Raw genomic sequence first — 23,315 nt, 5'->3', positions numbered from 1 at the left:
CCTCTGACGCGAGTCCGCCGGTGCCATGACGAACAATGAAGAGGTGACCGTGATCGAACGCGAGAGCATGGACTACGACGTGGTGATCGTGGGTGGCGGGCCGGCCGGGCTCTCCGCCGCGATTCGCCTCAAGCAACTCGACCCCGAGCGTTCGGTGGTGCTGCTGGAAAAGGGCTCGGAAATCGGCGCCCATATTCTGTCCGGCGCTGTCCTCGACCCCTGCGGACTCGATGCGCTGCTGCCCGACTGGCGCGAGCGCGACGCGCCGATTCACACCCGCGTGACCGAAGACAACTTCCTGATGCTCAGCGAAACCGGCCAGCGCAGGCTGCTCAACGCTCCGATGCCGAAGCTGATGAGCAACCACGGCAACTACATCGTGTCGATGGGCAACGTCTGTCGCTGGCTGGCCGAGCAGGCCGAGGCGCTCGGCGTCGAGATATTTCCCGGCATGGCCTGCTCAGAACTGGTGTGGGACGGCGGACGGGTCGCCGGTGTCGTCGCCGGCGAGTTCGGCAAGACCGCCGACGGCACGCCGGGACCGAACTACGAGCCGGGCATGGAGCTGCGCGCCAAATACGTACTGCTTGGCGAGGGCGTTCGGGGCTCACTCTCCAAGCAGGTAATCGAGCACTTCGATCTGGGCGAAGGCCGTGAGCCACAGAAGTACGGTATCGGTCTCAAGGAGATATGGGACGTCGATCCAGCCAAACATCGCGAGGGCACGATCACGCACACCATGGGCTGGCCACTCGGCAGTAACGCCGGCGGCGGGTCCTTCATCTATCACGCCGAAAACCTACAGGTGTTCATCGGCTTCGTCGTTCATCTCGATTACGCCAACCCGTATCTGTCGCCGTACCAGGAGTTCCAGCGCTTCAAGCATCATCCAGCAGTGGCCGAGCTGCTCGAGGGCGGCAAGCGAGTCGCCTACGGCGCCCGGGCGATCTCCGAGGGTGGCTACCAGTCGATTCCGAAAGTCGTCTTTCCGGGTGGCGCCCTGCTCGGCTGCGCGGCGGGCCTGGTCAACGTGCCGCGTATCAAGGGCAATCACAACGCCATGCTCTCGGGCAAGGCAGCAGCTGAAGCGGCTCATGAAGCCATCGTGGCCAATCGCGAAGGCGACGAATTGACCGCTTACGAAACCGAGCTGCGCACGGGTGCCGTCGGACAGGATCTGAAGCGGGTCCAGAACGTCAAACCGCTCTGGTCTAAATATGGGCTTTGGGGCGGCCTCGCACTCGGCGGACTGGACATGTGGTGGGCGAGTCTGGTCGGTAAGCCTCTGTTTGGCACGCTGAAGCACGGCAAGACCGATGCCCTGGCGACCGGAGAGGCGAAGGACTTCACGCCCATCGACTACCCGAAACCTGACAACGTGCTGAGTTTCGATCGACTGAGCAATGTCGCCTACTCGGCGACCAACCACGAAGAGAGTCAGCCGAGCCATCTGCGCCTCAAGGACGTGACCGTCCCGATTGCCGTCAATCTGCCACGCTTCGACGAACCGGCCCAGCGTTACTGTCCGGCCGGCGTCTACGAGGTCGTCAAGGATGAGGAAGGTACGCCCGCATTCCAGATCAACTTCCAGAACTGCGTGCACTGCAAGACCTGCGATATCAAGGACCCGAGCCAGAACATCGAGTGGCAGACACCGCAGGGTGGAGACGGGCCGAACTATCCCAATATGTAAACCGTATTCGCCAAGTGAAAACGGGCACGCCGATGCGTGCCCGTTGTCCCGATCTGGCAGCGTTCAATCGTTCACACGCAGCAGCTCATAGGCGCCCAGCCGGTCGGCGAGAAAGGAATAGGTCGTTCTCACGTCATCCAACTCTGCCTTGCTCAATTCGACAACGCGTATGTCTTCGCCATGCTCGCAGAACGTTTCCGGCTCCATCGTCTCATCATGCCAAGGCCGACAGAACAGCGAATTGCCGTAGCTCTTGCCAGCACGGTTCAACGACAGCAAATAGCACTGATTCTCGATGGCCCGCGTTAGCGCAAAGTCATGCCAGGTATGAAAAGAGCGATCGCGGTAATACGCACCGCAATGCAAGATAACATCCACCTGATAGGCAACGGCCAGTGTGCGGGAGAGCTCGGGAATCCGAATGTCGTAGCAAATGATCGGCGCCAGTCGAAAACCATTGACTTCGAATACGGAGAGATGATTGCCACGGGAGAAGTATTCCTTTTCCATCGAAGCGCCGTACTGTGCCAGGTGAAGCTTGTCATAGTATCCGACAAGCTCCCCTTGAGGATTCACGACACCGATGGAAATATAGCAGTTGCCGGAATCGTCGCGCCTGGCGAATCCGTAGACGACGTGAGTCTTGTATTCCATCGCGACAGCGCGCCAGGTGTGAAAAGAGGATCCTTCGGTCGGCTCGGCAAGCTCGGCAAGCGACGCGAAAGCCTCTCGCGAATATTCGATGCTGGAAAGTTCCGGCAATACGACGACATCGACTTTCTCCTTACTCAGCTTTTCGCACACTCGAAAAGAGAGAGATTCAAGATGTTTGTTACGCTCTTCGGCCGTCGTCATTGGTGGAATATCGACCTGACATGCCATCAATTTCAAAACCCCGTTCAGGGTCATTTCAGTCATCCTTTTCTTTCCAGTATTCGCCCATCCTAGCCCTGCCAGCCTCGATCTCTTCAATGCGTTTGACCGCACCGCTCGACCGCAACGTCACGAATCCCATTAACACCTCAAGCAACAGCGTCACCGCCAGGTAGGAGTCGAAAAACATTGGACTCTTGTCTGGTGCCAGCAATACGCTTTCCGCTGTCAGTGCAAGAGGGGAAGCTTCGCTATCGGTACATCCAATAACGAAAGCGCCTCGCGACTTCGCTTCTGTAGCGAGACGAATCGAGTGTTCGCTGCACGGGCGCAGCGAGATCACGAGCAGGACATCCCTATCAGTCATATCCGCAATATCGTCGGCAAAAATACCGCCTTGTCCAGCCACGATGCGAAACTTCTCCGACACCATCGTACCCAGGTACTTGACGTAGTTTGCGCTGGACAGTGACGCCTGCATCCCCACGACATAGACGGTTTCGGCAGCGACTATTCGATCGGCGGCGGCCTCGACAGATGCCAACGAGTTGAAACCGAACAGGGAATCGATATTTCGATGCGCCGCGGCCATGAAATCCGACCAGATCTTGGCGCCTCCCTGCCCTTCCCCCTCGCTTTGCAACGTCCCCGCGCGGAGATGGTAGTCACCGATACCGCCATCTTGAACGTGGGTACTATAGACCTGCCTAAGCTCACCGTAGGTAGCATACCCCAGCGCCTTGGCCAGCCGGGGGAGATTGCCGGGAGAGATCCCCGTGGTTGCCGCGAGCTGACGCATGGACAATGTGGCAACCGTACCCGGGTTATCGAGAAAATAGCTGGCCGCCTGACGCAACGCCGGCGGTAGCTCAGGCATCATTTTCTTCAACTGATCCTGGAGCTTCTGATATTGACTCATGGCGGACTCACTGGCCTTTCAGTCGTATGGCTTCTCGTGCCGGCCGGAATCACCGAATGCCCAGCAGAAGATGGGGTAGATAAAGTGACAACTCAGGCAAAAACGTCGTCAGCATCAACGTCGGCAGCCAGGCAAACAGAATGAACATCAGCGTCGGCTTCAACATCTTGCTGACCGGTGTGTTCGTCACGCGTGCACCGAGATACAGCAATGGCGCCGTCGGCGGCGTCACATTCGCCATACCCAGATTGACGGCCAGCACGGCGGAGAAATGGATCGGATCCATGCCGACGCTCTGCACGATAGGCAGCAGAAGAGGCGTGGACAACAAGAGTCCGCTGATGTCATCCATCAGCATGCCGATCAGAATCATGACTACATTGACCATGAGCAGGATGACGATCGGGTTGTCGCTGATAGAGTAGACGAGATCCTGAGCGATGCCCGGGATGTCCTCGAAAATCAACAGTCGACTGACGATGAGGACCATGAAGATCATCACCATGACCACACCGACCGTGACACCGCCCTGCCTCATGGTCTGGAAGAACGTCTTCCACGTCAGGCCTCGATACACGTAGATAGCAATGGGCACAGCATAGATGACCGCCACGCCTGCCGCCTCGGTCGGCGTCATGATGCCGCCGTAGATGCCGCCGAGAATGATCACTGGCATAAACAAAGCGGGAACGGCGCGCCGAGAGCGCTTGGCCAGCTCAGGTCCCAGCGATTCGACCTTGGGCTGTAGATTGAGGTCCTTGTACTTGCGTAGCATGAACTGATTGGTCACGCAGAGCAGCACGATGAGAATCACGCCGGGCACGACCGTTGCCAGGAAGCATGCCAGGACGGATTGCTGGGCCACCCATGCATAGAGAATCTGAGAAGCGCTGGGCGGTATCAGCAAGCCCAGCAGGCTGGCGTTGGCGATCAGCGCGGCGGACAGTCCCTCTGGATAATTGGCACGGCGCAGGTGCGGCATCATCACGCTACCGATACAGGTCAAGGTGGCGTTGGCACTGCCGGTAATCGAGCCGAAGATACCGCTTGCTATCACGGCGGTGGTCGACAACCCACCGCGTATATGGCCGATGAACAGCTCGGCCAGATTGACCAGAGGTGCAGCAATCTTGCCCCGCTCCATGATGGCGCCGGCAAGGATGAAGAGTGGAATGGCGAGAATGACTAGGGAGTTCATCTTCCAGTGCCCGGTCGGCAGGAAGCCCGTGACGTCATGGCCGCCCAAGAAGGCTAGGAAGATCATCACACCGCCGAATGCCAACGGCACGGTCAAGCCCAGCAGCAGCAACGCGCAGAGGAGGATAACGCTACCAGCGATGATCATGAAGTGCGCTCCTTGGCATTATCAATGGTCTCGAGTTCTTCACTGGGCCGGTTGATAATGGCGACGTACAGTTGAAGCGCGGTAAACACCGTCATCATCAGAAAGCCGATGAAGATGGCAGAACGCGGAATCACGAAAGGGATTTTCAACGCAATCGTCGTTTGCCACCCCGGGTAGGCAGCGAACTCCTCGGCGACCATCAGGTAGCCCCACCACGTCAGCGTAGCCAGAATGACCAGCTCCAGAAGACTGACGACGATAGCGCGACGCCTGATCCATTTAGGGTTGGAGATCAAAAGGCCAAGGATGTCTGCATTGATATGCATACGATCATGAGTGGCCATCGCACTTGCCATGAAGAACATCCAGAAGGCGGCTGCCATCAGCCACTCTTCATAGGCGAACAGGTCTGCATGAAAAATGTATCGCAAAATGACAACGGCAAAAAAAGTGACCGCCATCAGACAGCCAACAGCGATAATAATGAAACTCATCACTTTCTTGGCGACGTTCAGCGGCACGAGAAAGGCCGCCGGCAGGACAGGGTTTGTCTGACTCATGGTAGGATCTCGAACGGTGACAAACTGACATCATGATGGAGCGGATGCCTGCACCCACTCCATCAATACCGGAATTCGGATTATTTGATGTCCGCTTGCAGCCGTTTGATGATATCGCTGCCGACGATCTCTCCGACTTTAGGCCAGATAATGCTGCGCACCCGCTCTTTCATGGCTGCGGCCTTCCCGGGAGAAGGCGTCAGCACTTCGTAGCCTGCGTCTTCCAATTTACTTTTGAAACTCGCGTCGTTTTCCTTGTTCCAGGCAAAGTAATCGTCTGCAGCGTGCTTGAACGCGGTTGAAACGACCTGACGTTGCTCGTCGTTCATCTCTTCCCAGGTCTTTTTCGCCCCATAGAAGGTGGAAATTCCCATGAAAGCGTTATAGTCGATGTAGTATTTTCCAACACCACTCTTGGCGAAAACGGTATAGGCTTCCTGCTTGGTGCAGCACTCAGCGCCATCGACGATACCCGACTGCATTGATGGGAAGATATCGGCCCACGCAATCGTCGTGGTGTTGAACCCCAGTGTTTTCATGGTGTCGTTGACGATATTGGAAGACCAGACACGAATGTTCATTTTCTTGTCGCCAATATCATCCCAGTGATCCGGCTTTTTCATCGCCACAACGTTGGCGAAACCTTCTGGATTATTTTCGATCAGATGTAGCCCGGTCTTATCCAGATGCTCCGCCATGATCTGATTGAATGCGGAATCATGGTTTCTCACGATCGACTGCATCTCATCCCAGTCACTCGCGAGATAGGGCATCGAGTTGATTTCGAATACCGGATCCTTGTTGGCATAGATGAAACCCATGACAAAGTCGATGTTGCCGCGACTGGCGTCTTCGAATAGCTCCTCACCTGAACCCAGCTGATTCGCGGGGAAGACGCTGACCTTCAGTCCGACGTCCGCATCTTCGATTTCTTCAGCAATCTGTTTCATCATCTTGGTGCCCTGATGATCCACGGGCACGGTGCCGGCAAACTTGAGTCTCATGTCCGCCGCGTGCGCAACGGACGTCAGAGAGACCGTCATGGCAAGTGCAAAGCCGGCATGACGTAGAAGACCGGTAACATGGCCAAACTCGAGGGACTTGCTCTTCATCGTTGTCTCCCAACATCTGTGATTGTTTTTGGAAAGTATCGCCCGAACACCTCACTCGAGCGACGGCAGTGAGGAAGGCCTCCCACTGATCCGTATCAGTCAAGATGGCATGAAAAATATTCAGATGCAAACAAGGAGTGTAAAAATTACTCACATGAACATTTTTTGTTTGGCTGACTCGGCCGCTGTGGGACACCTGTGGGATGACGTCCTGAAGAGACCCCAACGCCAGAAGCAACATCCCGATCAACGCGTGCAGCGGCCCTATGGCGATCGAGGCTTTCTACAAGCGGGGATAGGACAAGAGCTGGGCCCCATCCGTGAAGACCAGGACGAACTCGATTCGGCATGCCCCTACCCATGCTCTCTGGCCTGGCATGCTTTTCCAGTACCGCTCGTAAGGGATTGTGACCCGCACCACGCGAGTCGCCCTAGCCCAGACTCGTTACCTGCTCGTGGCAACTCATGCTCACGACCGATAAGCGGCTCATGATTCGTAGCAGAAGAACCATTCTTGTCGCCCGCCCCGTCCAAGCCCGAAGCTAATCCGGTGCAACCCGAACCAGAGGCCAAGCGCGATCGCTCATGATGAAGTGGTCCGCTTTTTCATTTTTGGACCCTTACGCAGGCGACAACCCCATGAACCGGCCCGCATTATCGTTTTCGATCGATGGCGACTTCGCCCTCGATTCGCCGCCCCGCACGCCGCACTGGCCGCCCGTGCAACCTCTCGAGGCCAACCGGAACGCAGCATCGTCGGACATCCACTGGCAACGCTTTGCCGTCGCCTACGACTATCCCGTGGCCTTCACCCGGGAGATCTTCTCCCTCGACAACGCCCTGCTGGCCGATTTCATCTCGCGCCGCGAGCCCTGCAAGACCCATCGCTGCCTGGTCTACGTCGATAGCGGTGTGGCGGCGACCTGGCCGGATCTGAACCGTCGTATCGAGGCCTACTTCACCGCCCATGCGAACCGGCTGACACTGCTGGCGGCGCCGATTACCGTGCCGGGTGGCGAGTCCGTGAAGGCCAATCTGGACACCATCGACGACGTACTGGAGGGCATCCGGCGCTACGGTGTCGATCGCCACGCCTACGTGATCGTCATCGGTGGCGGCGCGGTCCTGGACGCCCTCGGGCTTGCCGCGGCCATGGGTCACCGCGGCGTCCGCCTGATCAGGCTGCCCACCACCGTACTGTCGCAGAACGACAGCGGCGTCGGGGTCAAGAATGCGGTCAACTTCAAGGGCTACAAGAACTTCATCGGCACCTTCGCCCCGCCCTGGGCGGTGCTCAACGACTTCGACTTCCTGAGCACGCTCTCGCGGCGCGACCGGCTGGCCGGCATCTCCGAAGCGATCAAGGTGGCGCTGATCCGTGACGGCGAGTTCTTCAACTGGCTGGAAGCCAACGCCGACTCGCTGGCCGAGTTCGATCCGCGTACCGAGGAGGTGATGATCCGACGCAGCGCCGAACTGCACATGCAGCAGATCGGCCTCGGCGGCGATCCGTTCGAACAGGGTTCGTCGCGGCCGCTGGATTACGGCCACTGGGCGGCACACAAGCTCGAGGCATTGACCCATCACGGCATCGGGCACGGCGAGGCCGTCGCCATCGGCATCGCCCTGGACGCGCGATACTCCGTGCTCACGGGCCTGCTCCCCGCCGGCGCCGAGTGGCGCATCGTGTGGCTGCTGAAGCGGCTGGGGCTGCCGGTCTTCCATAGCCAGTTGATGGAGCTCGGCGATGACGGCGATCTGGCCGTTATGTCGGGACTCAAGGAGTTTCAGCAACATCTCGGCGGTGAGCTGACGATCACGCTGCTGGCTGCGCTGGGCCGTGGACACGACGTCCACGAGATCGATGAAACCACCATGACAGCCGCGATCGACTGGCTGCGCGAAGAGGCAAACCGTGATGCAGCTGCATGATGATCTGGGCCAACTGACCTACTGTCTCAATATTCACCCGACTCAGTCCTGGGAGGCGGTGCGCGAGGCGCTGCTCGGGCCGGTCAAGCGTGTACGCCAGAACGTGTGCCCCGAGGCGCCCTTCGGCGTGGGTCTGCGCCTGTCTGCCCAGGCGCTGGAGGAACTCCGCGCGCCCGAGGCACGGGCCGAGCTCAAGGAGATCCTCGCGCGGGAAAACTATCGCGTGGTGACCATGAACGGGTTTCCGTTCGGCCCTTTCCACGGTATCCCGGTCAAGCAGGCTGTCTACCAACCCGACTGGAAGCAGCGCGCGCGCCTCGACTACACCTGCTGGCTTGCCGACCTGATGGTGGAGCTTGGCGTCGCCGGCGACACCCTGAGCCTGAGCACCGTCCCCGGCACCTACAAGCCCTTGGCCGAGGGGGCCGCGCCGGCGATGGCGGAAAACCTGCTCAAGGCGGCGGCCCACTGCGTCAAGCTCGCCAGGCAGACCCAGGTCACCATCGCCATCGCGCTGGAGCCCGAGCCGCACTGTTTCCTTGAGACCATCGACGAAACCATCGCGTTCTTCCGCGATTATCTCTACTCCGATGCCGCCGTGGCACGCTTGAGCGAGCTGACCGGACTCTCCCCAGAGGCATCGAGAGAGGCGTTGCCGCGCCATCTCGGCGTCTGCTACGACGTCTGCCATGCCGCCGTCGAGTTCGAGGATCCGGCCGCCAGCATCGAGGCACTGCGCACCGCCGGCGTCCCGATCCACAAGCTGCAGTTGAGCGCCGCACTACGCGTTCCACGGATCGACGCGGCGAAGCGCGAGGCCCTGGCGCCGTTCTGCGAGCGCACCTACCTGCACCAGGTCGTGGTCTCCACCGCAGAGGGACTGGTGCGATACGCGGACCTGCCCGAGGCACTGGCCGACGACGCCAGAGCCGATGGTGAAGAGTGGCGCGTGCACTTTCATGTGCCGATCTTCGTGGACGCCATTGCGCCCTTCGAGACCACCCAGTCGTTCCTGGTCGACATTCTCGCCCTGCATCGCCAGCGACCGATCTCTCAGCACCTGGAAGTGGAGACCTACACATGGCAGGTATTACCGGAGAACCTGCGCACGGAGAGCGTGGAAGCGGCCATATCCCGCGAGCTGACCTGGGTCGAACGACAGCTGGCGTGACCACGGCGGGGCCCGCAGGGAAGCGGAGCGCCAGGATCTGGCTGGAGCTGGGGCGCGTTTCCAACCTGCCCACGGTCTGGAGCAACGTGCTGGCCGGCAGCGCCCTGGCGGGCGCCAGTGGCGCCGCGCTGTGGCATACCGCCGGGCTCTGGACGTCGCTGCTGGCACTGACGCTTTTCTATCTCGGCGGCATGTACCTCAACGACGCCTGCGATGCCGAGATCGATGCCCGCGAACGTGCCGATCGGCCCATTCCCCGGGGAGACGTCGGCCGCCTGACCGTCACGCTGCTGGGCGCAGCGATGCTGACACTGGGAAGCGGGCTGCTGCTTCTGAGCCATCCGCCAGCCGGCATGACCGGCCTGGCGCTGGTTGCCGCGATCCTGGGCTATGACTGGTGGCACAAGCGGATCGGCTGGAGCCCGCTGCTGATGGGGGCGTGCCGGCTGTTGACCTACCTCACCGCCGCGCTGATGGTTGCCGACACCCTCGATCCGGCGGTGATCTGGGCTGCCGTCGGCCTGGCCTGTCACGTCATTGGCCTGACCTACGCCGCCCGCCAGGAAGCGACCAACCGGCTGGGCGCCGCCTGGCCGTTGGCGGTACTGTCGGTACCGGTGGCGCTGATGCTGGCCGCCATGCTGACCGGTCCCGAACCGTCGCTGCTGGCGTTGATCCTGTGGCTCGGCTATCTGATCTGGGGCGCGCGCTGCCTGTTGTGGCTATCCCGTCGCGCGGCGGGAGACGTGCCACGCGCCGTCGTGGGCCTGATCGCCGCCATCTCGCTCTACGACGCCACGCTGATGGCGGCCATGGGCGCCAGCGGAATGGCCTTGCTGGGCGTTCTGGCCTTCGCCGCGACGCTGGTACTGCAACGGGTGACGTCCGGGACCTGAAGCGCCGGACGCCACCCGGTGGGAGCGCCGACACTCTCGGTTTCCGCCTCGCTTGACGCGCACGGCCGGGCCCGCCTCNNNGAGGCGGGCCCGGCCTTTTTACCCTGCCTCAGACGCTGGCATCGTCGACGGCGGTCTCGCGGCTGGCCGTATCGCCCTCCTCGCCTTCGAACACGTGGGCCAACACCAGTGCCTTGAACGCCTGCGCCTCGACCGGCCCTGCGGGTAGCAGGTCCGGTTCGGACGAGATCACCAGTGGGCCCTGGCCGGGATCGTCGGTCAGCCGTCCGTGGGCGCCCTTGACCAGCGCGGTGTCCTTGAGCGAGATGACATCCAGCAATTGGCGCATCCCCAGCCGCCGCTTGGCGAGTCGCCACCCCGCCGAGAGCTTGGGCGACTTCAGGGCCGGGTCGAAGAACAGTTCCACCGGGTCGTATCCCGGCTTGCGATGAATGTCGACGGTGCGGGCGTAGTCCGGCGCCCGGGTATCATCCAGCCAGTAGTAGTAGCTGAACCAGCGATCCGGCTGGGCGATCGCCACCAGCGACCCCGAGTTGGGATGGTCCAGACCGTTTTCCCGCTTCTCGGCCTCGCCCCAGACGGCCTCCACGCCATCCAGACCTTCGATCAGCGCCTTGACCGTCGGCACCTCTGCCGGATCGCTGACGTAGATGTGCGCCACCTGATGATCGGCCACCGCGAAGGCGCGCGACGCGCCGGCATCGAGCTGCTCCTGATCCCGTTCTCGGCGAACCGAGACCAGACCGGCCTCGCGCAACGCGCGATTGATATGGACGGCTTCGCGCACTGGCGTGATCCCGTACTCGGACACCACGATGACCCTTCGGCCTTCCCGATCGGCGGCGTCGATCAACTCGCCGCACAGGGCGTCGACGTCCCGGAGATCACGTTGCAACTCGGGATGCGACAGGTCCGGTCCCAGGCGCTGGAGGTTGTAGTCCAGGTGCGGCAGATAGGTCAGGGTCAGCGTGGGATTGCGGGTCTCCATGACATGGCGCGTCGCGTCGCTGATCCAGCGACTCGACGAGATGTCCGCCATGGGGCCCCAGAAGGTGAACAGCGGGAACGTTCCCAGCTTGGCATCGAGCTCGTCATGCAGCTCCGGCGGGTAGGTATAGTGGTCCGGCAGCTTGCGACCGTCGGCGGGATACATCGGTCGAGGCGTGGCACTCCAGTCCGCCGTCGAATACATGTTGTACCACCAGAACATCTTGGCGCAGGTAAAGTCGGGATTCTGTCGTTTCCCGGCTTCCCAGATCTTCTCGCCCGCCACCAGGCGGTTGGACTGGCGCCAGAACCAGACCTCGGAAAGATCCCGAAAATACCAGCCGTTGGCCACGGCACCGTGCCGACCTGGCGGCAAGCCGGTCATCAACGTCGCCTGAACGCTGCAGGTCACCGCCGGGGTCACGGTATTCAATGGCCGCAAACCACCGCGCTCCGCGAGCCGTTTCAGAGCCGGTGTATGCTCACCGACCAGTTGGGGCGTCAGCCCGACCACGAGAATTACCAAGGTGTTGTGCATGGCGCCGACCTGCCGATTCGAGCGTGAGATTCCATCGTCACGACCTCATCGCAACGATCTGTAAAGACTGCATATCAGTTGGGATAAGGACAGACAATCGACGCGACGGCCAACGCCCGATTTTGAGAAATTATCACTAGAAAAGTGAAGGTACCGACCCGCTATCGGGGCAAAAAAGTCATTCGATAAGTCCGTTTCAGCATTGGATCCTGACCCCTCGACTGGCCAGTTAATTGAGCTTGGGGATTCTTTTGGCGACCCGATAAAGTGGCTTCTGAAATCACTGGCCCGGAAATTTACATGTCCGTTACACCCTTGAAGCTACTGCGCGACTGGACCTGCCGTCAGGCCCCGGATCAAGCCCGTTGGCTCGTCGGGCAGTACGCCTCGCTGGGCCAGAGCGGCAACGAGAAGGATCTCCATCTGTTTCTCGGCCTGGTGCCGCGACGACTCGGCAAGCAGGACCTGAGGCTCACTCCACAGGACCTGGCGATGGCGAACCAGGCTTATCCGGGCTGGAGTCCCGAGGGCTGGAGCCTCGATGGAGCGGCCCGCATCGCTGCCCTGCTCGCCTTCGAGGGCACCCGCCCGTTTTCGGACACGTTCCGGGATCTGGTCCGGACCGCCGATGCCCGCGAGTTGATCACGCTCTATCGAGGACTGGCTCTCTATCCCCGACCCGAGTCGCTGACGGACGCTGTAGGCGAGGGGCTGCGCTCCAACATGCGAGCGGTGTTCGAGTCCATCGTGCACGGCAACCCCTATCCGCGCGACCACTTCGACCAGCATCGCTGGAACCATATGGTGCTCAAGGCGCTGTTCGTCGGTAGCCGACTCTCCCCCATCGTCGGCCTGGACTCGCGGGTCAACGCGGAGCTGGCCGCGATCCTGCTCGACTACGCCCGGGAACGATGGGCGGCCGGGCGCGAGGTGAGTCCTGAACTGTGGCGCTGTGTCGGGCCCTTCGCCGAACGCGTTGCGGCCTACGATGCCCTGCAACGGGCCCTGGCGGGGACGCCGGAGGAGCGCGGCGCGGCGGTACTGGCACTGCTCGCGGCCGATACCCTTTACGCCCGGGACCTGCTTCAGACGGTGCCGGAGATCACCGCACTGGTCGCGGACGGACGTCTCGACTGGAACCACCTCACCCTGAAAAAAGAGGCCGCCTGAGATGTTCATCGATCCCCATGCCCACATGGTGTCTCGCACCACCGACGACTACGAGGCCATGGCCGCCGCCGGCATCGTGGCCCTGGTCGAACCGGCGTTCTGGGTCGGCCAGCCCCGGACCTTCGTCGGTACCTACGTCGACTACCTCTCCTCCCTGGTGGGTTGGGAGCGCTTCCGTGCCGGCCAGTTCGGTATCCGTCACTACTGCACCATCGGCCTCAACTCCAAGGAGGCCAACAACGAGGCGCTGGCGGAGGGTGTGATGGAGTGGCTGCCACGATTCGCTCTCAAGGAGGGCGTCGTCGCCATCGGTGAAATCGGCTATGACGAGCAGACCCCACTCGAGGACAAGTACTTTCGCGCCCAACTGGCACTGGCCAAGCAGCTCCAATTGCCAGTGATGGTGCACACGCCGCACCGGGACAAGAAACGCGGCACCTCGCGCTCGATGGACGTCTGCGAGGAGATGGGGCTCGATCCCTCGTGGGTCGTCATCGATCACAACAACGAGGAGACCGTGCGCGAGACGCTAGATCGCGGTTACTGGGCCGGTTTCTCGATCTACCCGTCGACCAAGATGGGCAACGCACGAATGGTCGAGCTGCTCAAACAGTATGGCGGCGACCGGATCATCGTCGACAGCGCCTGCGACTGGGGGATCTCGGACTGTCTCGGCGTCCCCAAGACGGCGCGGCTGGCGCTCGAATCCGGGGTTGCCGAGACCGTGGTACGCCAGGTCACCTATGACAACGCCCTCGCCGTTTACGGCAAGAGCGGCGAGATGCACGCCGCCGATTGGCTCGACCCCGCGCCCATCGACCAGCGCACGCTATTCGAGGGCAACTCGATCCTGCGAGGCGGCCGCGATCCGCGGGTGGAGGCAGCGGCTGATCGCCGCCGCGACCGGCTGCTGATCGAATAGCGCGAACGTCCCTCTCCTGCGGCGCCTCCGTTCAGGCTGGCACCCGGAGCCTCTCGACGGCAAAATGCGGTCAACTACCGATGCGCCGCCGAGAGGAATTTCATGGTTTCACCGATCGACAATCCTGTCACCGAATCGGACACCGATGCCAGGTGTCCCGACACCACCCTCGCCATGATCGTCTACGCCCTGCTGCTGGGCGTTTTCGTGACCGGCATCACCCCGGTGATCGGCGTGATCATCGCCTATGTCTACCGCGGCAATGGCCCGCGCTGGCTGGACGAGCACTACCGCTACCATATCCGCACCTTCTGGATCGGGCTGCTCTACGCCTGTATCAGTTGGGTGCTCGCCTTCGTGCTGATCGGTTTCGTGCTGATGGCGCTGCAGGCGGTGTGGCTGATCGTTCGCTGCGTCATCGGCTTCAAGGCGTTGCAGGAACGCCGCGCGCCGGACAAGGTCGATAGCTGGCTGTGGTGATACCGAAAGTCAGCTCCCGGTCGCGACGCTGCCACTCATCGTGCCGGGACGCCGAACCGAGAGATCCGACAATGACGTGCACCGAGAGAAAGAGAGACGAATGATCGAAGGTCTTCAAGCTCGCGCCATTCACCTGCTCTGGCGCCTGCTGTCACACTGCCGGCTTAGGACGATGTGGTCGCTCGCGGGTGCCGCCAGCCGCGTGCTGTATGCCGTTTCCCGGCGGGAACGCCACGTCAGCCGACGCAATCTGGAAGTCGCCTATCCCGACGACGATGGTGAACAGCGTCGCAGCCGGATCCAGGCCAGCCTGCGTCACTCCGCGGCAACCATGCTGGAGCTCGGATTCGCCTGGATCGCCGATCCCAGACGCGTCGACGCCTCGATCGTCGAGGTCCATGGTCGCGAGCTGCTGGACGAGGCTCGCGCCGAAGGTCGCGGCGTGATCGTGCTGGCGCCCCACTTCGGCAATTGGGAGGTGCTCAATTTCTGGCTGTCGAGCCACTTCCCGTTCACCGCGATGTACGAGCCGCCCAAGATGGCCGACCTCGATCCGGTCATCCGTCACGGCCGCGAGCGAATGGGGGCCGAGCTGGTACCGACCAACCCGCGCGGCGTCGCCGCCCTGCTCAAGGCACTGAAGCGCGCCGAAGCCGTCGGGATCCTGCCCGATCAGGAGCCCGACTGGGGCAGTGGCGTATTCGCCGATTTCTTTGGCCGCCCCGCCTACACCGCCACACTGCTGCCGAAGCTGGTGGCGCGGACCCAGGCTCGCGTCGTCACCGGTGTCGCCAGGCGCCTGCCCGAGGGCCGCGGCTTCGCGATCCACTTCCTGGCCGCCGATGACCGCGTCTATGACACGGATGAAAAGGTATCGGCGCTCGGCGTCAACGCCTGCGTCGAGTCAGCGATCGCGCTCGATCCGGTGCAGTACCAGTGGGAGTACAAACGCTGGAAGAAAACCGAGCAAGAGCAACAGCTCGTGCCCGGCTATCGGAAGCACAGGCTCTACAGCAAACGCTGAGCGTCGGCGCGAGCCACTGCGCTACTGGGCCAGTCCGCCGAAGTGCCCGGCCTGGTAATCATCGATGGCCGCGACGATCTCCTCCCGGGTGTTCATCACGAACGGGCCATGGGAGACCACCGGCTCATCGATCACCGCCGCATGGCCGAAGATCAGCCGCGACTCGGTGGTCGCCGTCAACTCGACGCGATCGCCCTGCGTTTCCAGCTCGATCAGGTGCTGCGCTTTGACGTCGTCGCCGCCGACGCTGACCTCGCCATCGATCAGGTAGAGAAAGACCTGTCGCCCGGCCGGGGCCGGCAGCGTAGGGGAAGCGCCTGCCGTTAGCGTCAGCGTCGACATGAACACATCGGTCAGGCTCTCGACAGGCCCGCGTTGGCCCTCGAACTCACCCGCTATCAGGTTCAGCTCACCGCCACCGGCCAGGGCAATCGCCGGAATCGACGCTTGCTGCAGCCCGATATAACGCGGCTCGCTCATCTTCAGCCGAGCCGGCAGGTTGATCCACAGCTGCAGAATCTCCAGCGGCCCACCGTCACGCAGGAACTCGGGCGGGGAGATCTCGGCGTGGACGATACCGCTGCCGGCGGTCATCCACTGCACGCCGCCGGCGTGGATCACGCTCTGATGGTCCGCGCTGTCGGCGTGGGCCAGCGAGCCTTCGAGGATGAAGGTCACCGTCTCGAAGCCACGGTGCGGATGTGGACCGAACGGCAAGCCATGGTTATTGGGCGGATAGACCTGCGGGCCGTGATGATTGAGAAACAGGAAGGGATCGAGCTGCGACAGGCGCGGCCCCGGCAGTGGGCGCCGAGTCGTCAGATCGCCGATATCGTCGCGGATGGCCGAGTGCTGGGCGACGATACGGCGGGGTCTGGCGGTGGAGACAGGGTCAGGCACGGACATGGACGACTCCTCGGTATCAGTACCCACAGCTTAGGGGGTCCGGCGCCCGATGATCAGCGAATTCTTTCCCCGCGTTCGTTTCACGCAATCGTCGGGAGCGGGCTCAGGACACGCCCGCTCCCCGGGTGAGACGTTGCCAGTTGCCATGGGCGAAGGCCGCCTTGGCACGCCCCGCCAGGCCGCACCGCTCGAGGAAAGCCCGCGCATCGCCGCCCGCGCGATATTGATAGGGAAAATCCGTGGAGAACAGCAGTCGTTCATGACCGACCACCGCCGCCGCCCGGGCCAGATAGTGCGGCAGGAACATGCCGCTGGCGGTGACGTAGAGATTGGCGCGACAGTAGTCGGCAATGGGCCGGGAGAGCGACGCCACACGCTCCATGGCAGCAAGTCGCTCGATATAGAACAGCACCATCTCGCCCCAGTGGCCCAGAATCACCTGCAGTCGCGGCAAACGGTCGAACGTGCCAGCCAGCACCAGCCGTAGAAACTGGAGACCGGCGTCGTAATGCCAACCGAGGCCGTAGGTCGCCAAAGCCGTATCGAGCGCCGGCGATATCCCACCATAGTAGGCTTGTCTCACCGCCGGCGGCGGCACGCGCGGGTGCAGCAGCACCGGCACGCCCAGGCTTTCCGCCTGGGCGAGGATGGGCATCAGGGCGGGATCGTCCAGGTGCCGCGAACCGACCCGTCCACACAGCATCGTGCCCTTGAAGCCGAGCTCGTCGATGCAGCGCTCGAGCTCCAGCGCCGCCGCCTCGGGCTGCGAGACGGGTAGCGTCGCCAGCGCCTGAAAGCGCTGCGGATACCGGGCGACCGCCGCCGCCAGGGTGTCATTGGTGCGTCTGGCGATATCGACACTCTCCACACCCAGGTCGTGCAGTGCCGGCGTGGTCAGCGAGAGGACCTGCACGTCCAGCCCCGTTTCATCCATCAGCGCCAGACGCTCGTCGGCCAGATTCATCAGCCGTCCGTGCCAGGTCCCGGCATGCAGCGCCACGCTCGGGTCCGTCTGTTCCAGCCCCAGCGAGCGCCAGGCGCGATCGATCTCCGGCGTCAGGAAATGCTCTTCGATCCCGATCAGATGCATGGCGACAGCCTCACCACGGCACGATCTTGCCGAAGCGGTCGAGATACTCGATGCCCGGCCGGCTTCTCTTCTCCAGCAGGACATCGACGATCGCTGGCACCGCCTCTTCCATCGTATAGGGCGCGTCATCTCCCCCCAGGTCGGTACGAATCCAGCCCGGCGCCATCACCAGCACTGCCCGTCCGGTAGCGGCGTGACGCGCCGCGAAGCTGCGCATGAACATGTTGAGCGCGGCCTTGCTGCCCCGGTAGAGCTCGCGCATGCCGTTCTCGTTGTTGGCGATGCTGCCCTGCCCGGAAGACATCACGCCGATCAGTCCCGACGTCGGCACCAGAGGCTCGAACTTCTCGATCACGCGCATCGGACTGAGCGCGTTGGTGATCATGATCCGGGTGAACGCTTCGGTGGAGATGGTGCCGATGGCCTGATCGGGGTCCCGGTTGGTGGTCCCGGCATTGACGAACAGCAGATCGATCGACCGCCCCGCCAGGCGTTGGTGCAGCGCGTCGATCTGATCCGGATCCGTGACGTCGAGGGTCTCGATCTCGACCCGGCCGGGATTGTCGTCCGCCAGGGTGTGCAACGGCGTCTGCTCGGCACCGGCGCGAACCGTGCCGATGACGTCCCACTCGGTTTCCGGTGTCGCGCCTCGCGCCAGCAGCTCCGCGGCGATGGCGTGGCCCAGACCCCGCGAGGCGCCCACGATCAGGGCGGTCAGGCGATTGGCAATTGTCGTCATGGGAAGTGACCTCATGGATGTTGGGTTCATCTCAAGGATGGCGGTCGGCGTGACAACGCACCAGACGCATGACATGCACATGATCATTGCATCAAACGCTAGTCCAGAAGCAGGGTCTCGGTTACCGTGAGTCGATGAACGACATCGATCTGAACCTTCTCATCGCACTGGACGTGCTGCTGGAAGAGGGCAGCGTGACAGCGGCCGCGAAGCGCTTGAACCTCAGCGCGTCGGCGATGAGCCGCACGCTCAAGCGTCTGCGCGAGGCGACGGGAGATCCGCTGCTGGTGCGGGCGGGGCGCGGGCTGGTACCTACCCCCCACGCCTCCTCGCTACGCGATCGCGTTCATGAACTGGCGCGGGAGTCGCGCTCGATCCTGCGTCCACGCCCACACGACCTCGATCTCTCGACGCTGGAGCGGACGTTCACCCTGCGCACCAACGCGTCGTTCGTCGAGCGCTTTTCGGTGCCGCTGGTGAATGCCATTGCGGAAGCCGCGCCGAGGGTGTGCCTGCGCTTCGTGCCCAAGCCGACCAAAGCGATAGAACCCCTGCGTGAGGGGCAGCTCGACCTCGAGGTCGGGGTCATCGAGACCACCGCGCCGGAGCTGCTGACGCGGGGGCTATTTCAAGACCGCTTCGTCGGCGTCGCGAGCCAGGGCCATGCGTTGCTCGATAGCGCCATCACGCGGGAACGCCTTGCCGCGTGTCGGCACGTGATGGCGTCTCCCAGCGGCGAATTCACCGGACCGATGGAAAAGGCGTTGAGCGCACTCAGCCTCGACCGGGAATTCGGCGTCATCGTGCCGGGCTTCTCGGATGCCTTGCGGATCGCTCGCCACACCGATCGGATCACGCTAGTACCCCACTCCTGCCTGATGCCGGTGCAACGGCACGAAGATCCCAAACCCCTGGTGGCGTTCGAGCTCCCCGCACCGATCGATCCGTTCACGATCTCGGCGCTGTGGCATCCGCGGCTGGGTGCCGGCCCGGCTCATCGCTGGTTCCGGGAACTGGTGATATCGACCTGCCGCGCGGCCTATCGGGAGACTTGAGCTTCCGGCGTCGATCACCCGATCTCCTCGAGGCCGGCTGTCGTCAATGCTGCCTCGATCACCGCCACCAGCGGCGACTGCGTCGGTGAAAGGCGCGAGACCATCACCAACTCGCGGTAAAACGTCTGCTCTCCCAACGCCACGATCCTTACCGGCGGCGGTTGCCGATGTCGCCACAGCCCGGTCAGCGGAATCAGCGCCACGCCCAGACCGAATTCGACCATTCTGGCAATCGCGTCGATCTCGTCGAGTTCCAGCCGAATCGCCGGACGCAGTCGCCGCCGCTCGAGAAAGCGGACCACCTGACGTCCACCGAAGGAGCCCCGGTCGTAGAGCACCAGCGGATGGGTCTCGAGCAGTGCTTCGACGCTCTCACCATCGCTATCGGCCGGCGCTATCATCACGAAGGGTTCGCGGGCGATCACGCGAGCGTGGAGATCGCCGGGTAGCGCAAAGGGGGGCTGGACGATCATCGCCATGTCCAGGTCGCCCTTGTCGACCTGATCGAGCAGTGTCAGCGATACACCGGGCACGATCCGGGTCATGACTCCGGGTGCCGAGACCCCCAAAGCTCGCAGCACATCGGGCAGCAGCCCGCTCTGAACGCTGGCGATGGCACCGAGGTGCCACTCGCCGGTCAGGTCATCGCTATCGGCATTGCGAATGCGATCGGCCAGGGCCAGCATCTCCTCGGCCCGGGGCAGCAGTCGGCGTCCGGCAGCGTTGAGCCTGACGGCGCGCCCAGTACGCTCGAACAGCGGCTCGCCGAGGTCGGCCTCGAGATTTCGAATCTGGGTGCTGATGGCGGACTGGGTCAGCCCCACCGCCCCACCAGCGGCGGAGAAGGTCCCGTGGCGTACCACGGCGAGAAAGGTCTTGAGCTCTCTGAGCATGGGATCGACGCCCACTAGAATACAAATAATTTGATATCAGACAGCAATATTATGCGCTTTCCATCAAATTTAATCGCGTCCAGAATGACTCGACATCAATGACGCCCAGGCCAACGACTTTCAGGAGAACTCCCATGGCACTGTCCCCCTTCCACCTCGCCATTCCGGTTCACGATCTGCCCGCCGCACGCCAGTTCTACGGCGAGACCTTCGGTCTGAGCGAAGGCCGCTCCAGCGAGCAGTGGGTCGATTTCGACTTCTATGGCCATCAGCTGGTGATTCACGAGCACCCGCCGACGCCGTCTCAGGAGTCCGCGCACACCAATCCGGTCGACGGCCATGACGTGCCGGTGCCCCACTTCGGCATCATCTTGGGCTGGAGCGAATGGGAAGCCCTGGCAGAGCGCCTGAAGGGCTTCGACACCCAGTTCGTGATCAAGCCCTACGTGCGCTTCAAGGGTCAGCCCGGCGAACAGGCCACCATGTTCCTGCTCGATCCGTGCGGTAATGCGCTGGAGTTCAAGGCGTTCAAGGATATGGGTCAGCTGTTCGCCAAGTAATACCGTTTCTCTCGCGTCCCTCGACGTCTTGTGATTGCCGCCGATTCCGATCGGCGGCTTTTTTGTGTCGATGGCGATAACGACCCGCTAAGCGAGCCGCCGGAGATGTAGCGCACCAATGGCCAGCGCGACCAGCAGCAATACCGCGATGAACAGCGACACCCCGTTCCAGCCGCCCCAGAACCAGAATGCGCCGCCCAGCGTCCCGGCGACGCTGGAGCCGAGATAGTAGCTGAACAGATAGAGTGACGACGCCTGCCCCTTGGCCTGGCTGGCACGCTGGCCGACCCAGCCGCTGGCCAGCGAGTGGGCGGCGAAGAAACCGAAGGTGAAGATCAGGATGCCGATCAAAATCAGGCTGATCGGTTCTAGCAACGTGATCGCCAGCCCCGCCAGCATCATCACGATGAATAACCAGAAGATCCGGTGGCGCCCCAGGCGGTCAGCCAGCGAACCCGCCCAGGCCGAGCTATAGGTGCCCGAGAGATAGGCGATGGAGAGTAGCCCCACCAGCGCCTGACTGACCTGATACGGCTCCGCCAGCAGCCGGTAGGCGATGTAATTGTAGAGGGTGACGAAACCGCCCATCAGCAGGAACGCTTCGGCAAAGAGCCAGGGCAGCCCTCGATCCTTGAAGTGAACGGTGAATCCAGACAGCACGCTGCGCCAGTTGAGCGGACGCGGCGAGAAGTGACGCGACGGCGGCAGCCAGCGCATGAACAGGATCGCCGCAATCAGCGCCACGATACCGATGATGCCGAGCGTCCAGCGCCACGGCACCCAATCCACCATCACCCCGCTGATCAGGCGTCCGCTCATGCCGCCGATCGAGTTGCCACTGATGTAGAGGCCCATCGACAGGCCGACGTAGCGCGGATGGATCTCCTCGTTGAGATAGGTCATCGCCACCGCGCAGAGCCCCGACAGCGACAGCCCCGCCAGGGCGCGCATGATCAGGATCCCCGTCCAGTTCGGCATCACCGCCGCCAGCAGCGTGCAAGCGGATGCCGACAACAGTGCGATCGTCATGATCGGCTTGCGCCCCACCGCATCGGAGATCGGCCCGGTGATCAGCAGCCCGGTCGCCAGCATACCGGTCGAGACCGACAGCGACAGGCTGCTGGTGGCGGCGTCGATGCCGAAGGCGTCGGAAAGAATCGGCATCAGCGGCTGCACGCAGTAAAGCAGCACGAAGGTGGAAAAGGCGCCGAGGAAAAGCGCCAGCATGGTGGGCCGGTAACCGGCCCGGCCACGTTCGATGAAATCATTCTCGACAACATCCATCTCGCGTTCCAACTGGCGATTCGCCGCCCGTGTCGCGTCATGGATCTCGGATGATGTGTGGCGGGACAACCCGATTCTCCCGTTCTCGGTCTCGCTCTCGATATCAGAGCCGGAGCCAGAGCCGAGGCTGGGAGACCGCCCTGCCCGGATGGCGTGTATTCAACAATTGGTAGGTTACGCCGCCTCGATTAAGCTTTCTAATATATTATTCGATGCTTTTGAGAGGTTTTGCGACTCAATGGAACTTCGCTATCTGCGCTACTTCGTGGCCGTCGCGGAAGAGCTGCATTTCAGCCGCGCCGCCGCCCGGCTGGGCATCTCCCAGCCGCCGCTGAGCCAGCAGATCCGGGCGCTGGAGACCGAACTCGACACCCGCCTGCTGACGCGCACCAATCGGCGTGTCGAACTGACCGCGGCGGGTCTTCTGTTCCTGGAGGAAGCACGGGAGATACTGGCTCGCACCGAGCGCGCCTCACGGCTGGTCTCTCGCCTCGGGCGCGGCGAAACCGGCCAGCTCAGGATCGGCTTCACCACCTCGGTGCCGCTGACCTCGCTGCTGCCGCGCACGCTGATGCACTATCGCCAGCGCTACCCGGATGTCGACCTGCGCATGCATGAGCTCAACAGCCGCCGCCAGATCAAGCCGCTGCTGGAGGGCGACCTGGACATCGGCATCATGCGTCCGGCCACGCTGCCGGAGGGTCTCGACGCCTTTACCTTGATCCGCGAACCCTTGATAGCGGTGGTCAACGACCAGGGCCCGCTCGGCGGCAGTGCCGCGCCACTGACACTCGACGAACTGGCGCTGCATCCGTTCGTCTACTTCTCGCCGGCCGCCGGCACCGGTCTGCTGGACCAGTTCAACGCCCTGTTCGCCAAGCGGGGCCTGACGCCACGACTGGTTCAGGAGGTCGGCGGCCCCAATACCATCATCAGTCTGGTTGCCGGCGGGCTCGGTGTCTCGATTCTGCCGGCCTCCTTTCGACACATCCGGATCGACAATGTGCGCTACCGCCCCATCAGTGACGACGATGCCGTCTCGGAAGTCTGGCTGACCCACCTCCGCCACCAGCAGACGCCCCAGACACGGCATTTCGTCGACCTGGTTCGACATGCCGAAGCGACTTGAGCCGCCTGACGATCCG

22 protein-coding genes are annotated in these 23,315 nt (G+C 62.5%); 11 read left to right on the top strand and 11 right to left on the bottom strand.

Annotated elements, in window-relative coordinates:
- Window positions 1-25 precede the first annotated feature (25 nt).
- Window positions 26-1,693: an electron transfer flavoprotein-ubiquinone oxidoreductase gene (locus DOM56_RS13010; protein ID WP_245392325.1), complete on the top strand. Its 1,668-nt coding sequence runs from the start codon at window positions 26-28 to the stop codon at window positions 1,691-1,693.
- A 63-nt stretch (window positions 1,694-1,756) separates the two neighbouring features.
- Here the strand turns inward: DOM56_RS13010 and DOM56_RS13005 are convergent, their stop codons facing one another.
- The 5 genes from DOM56_RS13005 to dctP all read right to left on the bottom strand — a co-directional run bounded on the left by DOM56_RS13005 (window position 1,757) and on the right by dctP (window position 6,502).
- The gene (locus tag DOM56_RS13005; RefSeq protein WP_198655778.1) at window positions 1,757-2,611 is read right to left on the bottom strand and encodes a carbon-nitrogen hydrolase family protein; all 855 of its coding nucleotides are present in this window, start codon (window positions 2,609-2,611) and stop codon (window positions 1,757-1,759) included.
- Window positions 2,604-3,485 (bottom strand): MurR/RpiR family transcriptional regulator, encoded by an 882-nt coding sequence (locus DOM56_RS13000; RefSeq protein ID WP_110709452.1) that lies wholly within the window; start codon window positions 3,483-3,485, stop codon window positions 2,604-2,606. The genes DOM56_RS13005 and DOM56_RS13000 overlap by 8 nt, the downstream gene beginning before the upstream one ends.
- Before the next feature lie 49 nt (window positions 3,486-3,534).
- Complete coding sequence (locus DOM56_RS12995; protein ID WP_110709450.1) at window positions 3,535-4,830, bottom strand: TRAP transporter large permease; 1,296 nt, start codon at window positions 4,828-4,830, stop codon at window positions 3,535-3,537.
- A complete protein-coding gene (locus tag DOM56_RS12990) occupies window positions 4,827-5,390 on the bottom strand; it encodes a TRAP transporter small permease (RefSeq protein WP_110709448.1) in 564 nt (187 codons plus the stop codon). Before DOM56_RS12990 ends, DOM56_RS12995 begins: the two co-directional genes overlap by 4 nt.
- Before the next feature lie 80 nt (window positions 5,391-5,470).
- Entirely contained in the window at window positions 5,471-6,502 is a 1,032-nt protein-coding gene (dctP, locus tag DOM56_RS12985; RefSeq protein ID WP_110709446.1) for a TRAP transporter substrate-binding protein DctP, read from the bottom strand.
- A 639-nt stretch (window positions 6,503-7,141) separates the two neighbouring features.
- Between dctP and DOM56_RS12980 the strand changes: the two genes are divergently transcribed.
- Genes DOM56_RS12980 through DOM56_RS12970 form a run of 3 tightly spaced genes read left to right on the top strand, consistent with a single transcriptional unit; the run spans window position 7,142 to window position 10,501 of the window.
- On the top strand, window positions 7,142-8,434 hold the full coding sequence (locus DOM56_RS12980) for a 3-dehydroquinate synthase (RefSeq protein ID WP_110709444.1): 1,293 nt from the start codon (window positions 7,142-7,144) through the stop codon (window positions 8,432-8,434).
- The gene (gene eboE / locus DOM56_RS12975; protein WP_110709442.1) at window positions 8,421-9,605 is read left to right on the top strand and encodes a metabolite traffic protein EboE; all 1,185 of its coding nucleotides are present in this window, start codon (window positions 8,421-8,423) and stop codon (window positions 9,603-9,605) included. The genes DOM56_RS12980 and eboE overlap by 14 nt, the downstream gene beginning before the upstream one ends.
- Window positions 9,602-10,501 (top strand): UbiA family prenyltransferase, encoded by a 900-nt coding sequence (locus DOM56_RS12970; RefSeq protein WP_198655776.1) that lies wholly within the window; start codon window positions 9,602-9,604, stop codon window positions 10,499-10,501. Before eboE ends, DOM56_RS12970 begins: the two co-directional genes overlap by 4 nt.
- A gap of 109 nt (window positions 10,502-10,610) precedes the next feature.
- On the opposite strand, the gene DOM56_RS12965 is transcribed toward DOM56_RS12970, so the two are convergent.
- Window positions 10,611-12,047 carry a nucleotide pyrophosphatase/phosphodiesterase family protein gene (locus tag DOM56_RS12965; protein ID WP_110709439.1) on the bottom strand — a complete coding sequence of 479 codons (1,437 nt, stop codon included), beginning with the start codon at window positions 12,045-12,047 and terminating at the stop codon, window positions 10,611-10,613.
- 300 nt (window positions 12,048-12,347) lie between these two features.
- Between DOM56_RS12965 and DOM56_RS12960 the strand changes: the two genes are divergently transcribed.
- The 4 genes from DOM56_RS12960 (at window position 12,348) to DOM56_RS12945 (ending at window position 15,643) form a co-directional block, all read left to right on the top strand.
- Complete coding sequence (locus tag DOM56_RS12960) at window positions 12,348-13,217, top strand: EboA domain-containing protein (RefSeq protein WP_110709437.1); 870 nt, start codon at window positions 12,348-12,350, stop codon at window positions 13,215-13,217.
- 1 nt (window position 13,218) lies between these two features.
- Window positions 13,219-14,139, top strand: a complete 921-nt coding sequence (locus tag DOM56_RS12955; protein ID WP_110709435.1) for a TatD family hydrolase — start codon at window positions 13,219-13,221, stop codon at window positions 14,137-14,139.
- A gap of 102 nt (window positions 14,140-14,241) precedes the next feature.
- On the top strand, window positions 14,242-14,619 hold the full coding sequence (locus DOM56_RS12950; RefSeq protein WP_110709433.1) for a DUF4870 domain-containing protein: 378 nt from the start codon (window positions 14,242-14,244) through the stop codon (window positions 14,617-14,619).
- A 100-nt stretch (window positions 14,620-14,719) separates the two neighbouring features.
- Complete coding sequence (locus DOM56_RS12945) at window positions 14,720-15,643, top strand: lipid A biosynthesis acyltransferase (protein WP_110709431.1); 924 nt, start codon at window positions 14,720-14,722, stop codon at window positions 15,641-15,643.
- Between the two features lie 21 nt (window positions 15,644-15,664).
- On the opposite strand, the gene DOM56_RS12940 is transcribed toward DOM56_RS12945, so the two are convergent.
- The 3 genes from DOM56_RS12940 to DOM56_RS12930 form a co-directional block, all read right to left on the bottom strand.
- Window positions 15,665-16,549 carry a pirin family protein gene (locus DOM56_RS12940; protein WP_198655775.1) on the bottom strand — a complete coding sequence of 295 codons (885 nt, stop codon included), beginning with the start codon at window positions 16,547-16,549 and terminating at the stop codon, window positions 15,665-15,667.
- Window positions 16,550-16,652: 103 nt separating this feature from the next.
- The gene (locus tag DOM56_RS12935; RefSeq protein WP_110709429.1) at window positions 16,653-17,639 is read right to left on the bottom strand and encodes an amidohydrolase family protein; all 987 of its coding nucleotides are present in this window, start codon (window positions 17,637-17,639) and stop codon (window positions 16,653-16,655) included.
- Between the two features lie 10 nt (window positions 17,640-17,649).
- Entirely contained in the window at window positions 17,650-18,378 is a 729-nt protein-coding gene (locus DOM56_RS12930) for an SDR family NAD(P)-dependent oxidoreductase (RefSeq protein WP_110709427.1), read from the bottom strand.
- A gap of 134 nt (window positions 18,379-18,512) precedes the next feature.
- Here DOM56_RS12930 and DOM56_RS12925 point away from each other — a divergent pair, with 134 nt between their 5' ends.
- The gene (locus DOM56_RS12925; protein WP_110709425.1) at window positions 18,513-19,433 is read left to right on the top strand and encodes a LysR family transcriptional regulator; all 921 of its coding nucleotides are present in this window, start codon (window positions 18,513-18,515) and stop codon (window positions 19,431-19,433) included.
- A gap of 14 nt (window positions 19,434-19,447) precedes the next feature.
- On the opposite strand, the gene DOM56_RS12920 is transcribed toward DOM56_RS12925, so the two are convergent.
- Window positions 19,448-20,326, bottom strand: coding sequence for a LysR family transcriptional regulator (locus DOM56_RS12920; RefSeq protein ID WP_110709423.1), 879 nt, complete (start codon window positions 20,324-20,326; stop codon window positions 19,448-19,450).
- A 134-nt stretch (window positions 20,327-20,460) separates the two neighbouring features.
- Here DOM56_RS12920 and DOM56_RS12915 point away from each other — a divergent pair, with 134 nt between their 5' ends.
- Entirely contained in the window at window positions 20,461-20,886 is a 426-nt protein-coding gene (locus DOM56_RS12915) for a VOC family protein (RefSeq protein WP_110709421.1), read from the top strand.
- An 87-nt stretch (window positions 20,887-20,973) separates the two neighbouring features.
- Here DOM56_RS12915 and DOM56_RS12910 read toward each other — a convergent pair whose 3' ends face one another.
- Window positions 20,974-22,170 carry an MFS transporter gene (locus DOM56_RS12910; RefSeq protein ID WP_110709739.1) on the bottom strand — a complete coding sequence of 399 codons (1,197 nt, stop codon included), beginning with the start codon at window positions 22,168-22,170 and terminating at the stop codon, window positions 20,974-20,976.
- A gap of 238 nt (window positions 22,171-22,408) precedes the next feature.
- Between DOM56_RS12910 and DOM56_RS12905 the strand changes: the two genes are divergently transcribed.
- A complete protein-coding gene (locus DOM56_RS12905) occupies window positions 22,409-23,299 on the top strand; it encodes a LysR substrate-binding domain-containing protein (RefSeq protein WP_110709419.1) in 891 nt (296 codons plus the stop codon).
- The last annotated feature ends 16 nt before the right edge of the window (window positions 23,300-23,315 follow it).

This window comes from Salinicola sp. CR57 (genome assembly GCF_003206585.1).
GTDB lineage: Bacteria > Pseudomonadota > Gammaproteobacteria > Pseudomonadales > Halomonadaceae > Salinicola > Salinicola lusitanus.
This window is presented reverse-complemented; position numbering and strand designations above follow the sequence as displayed.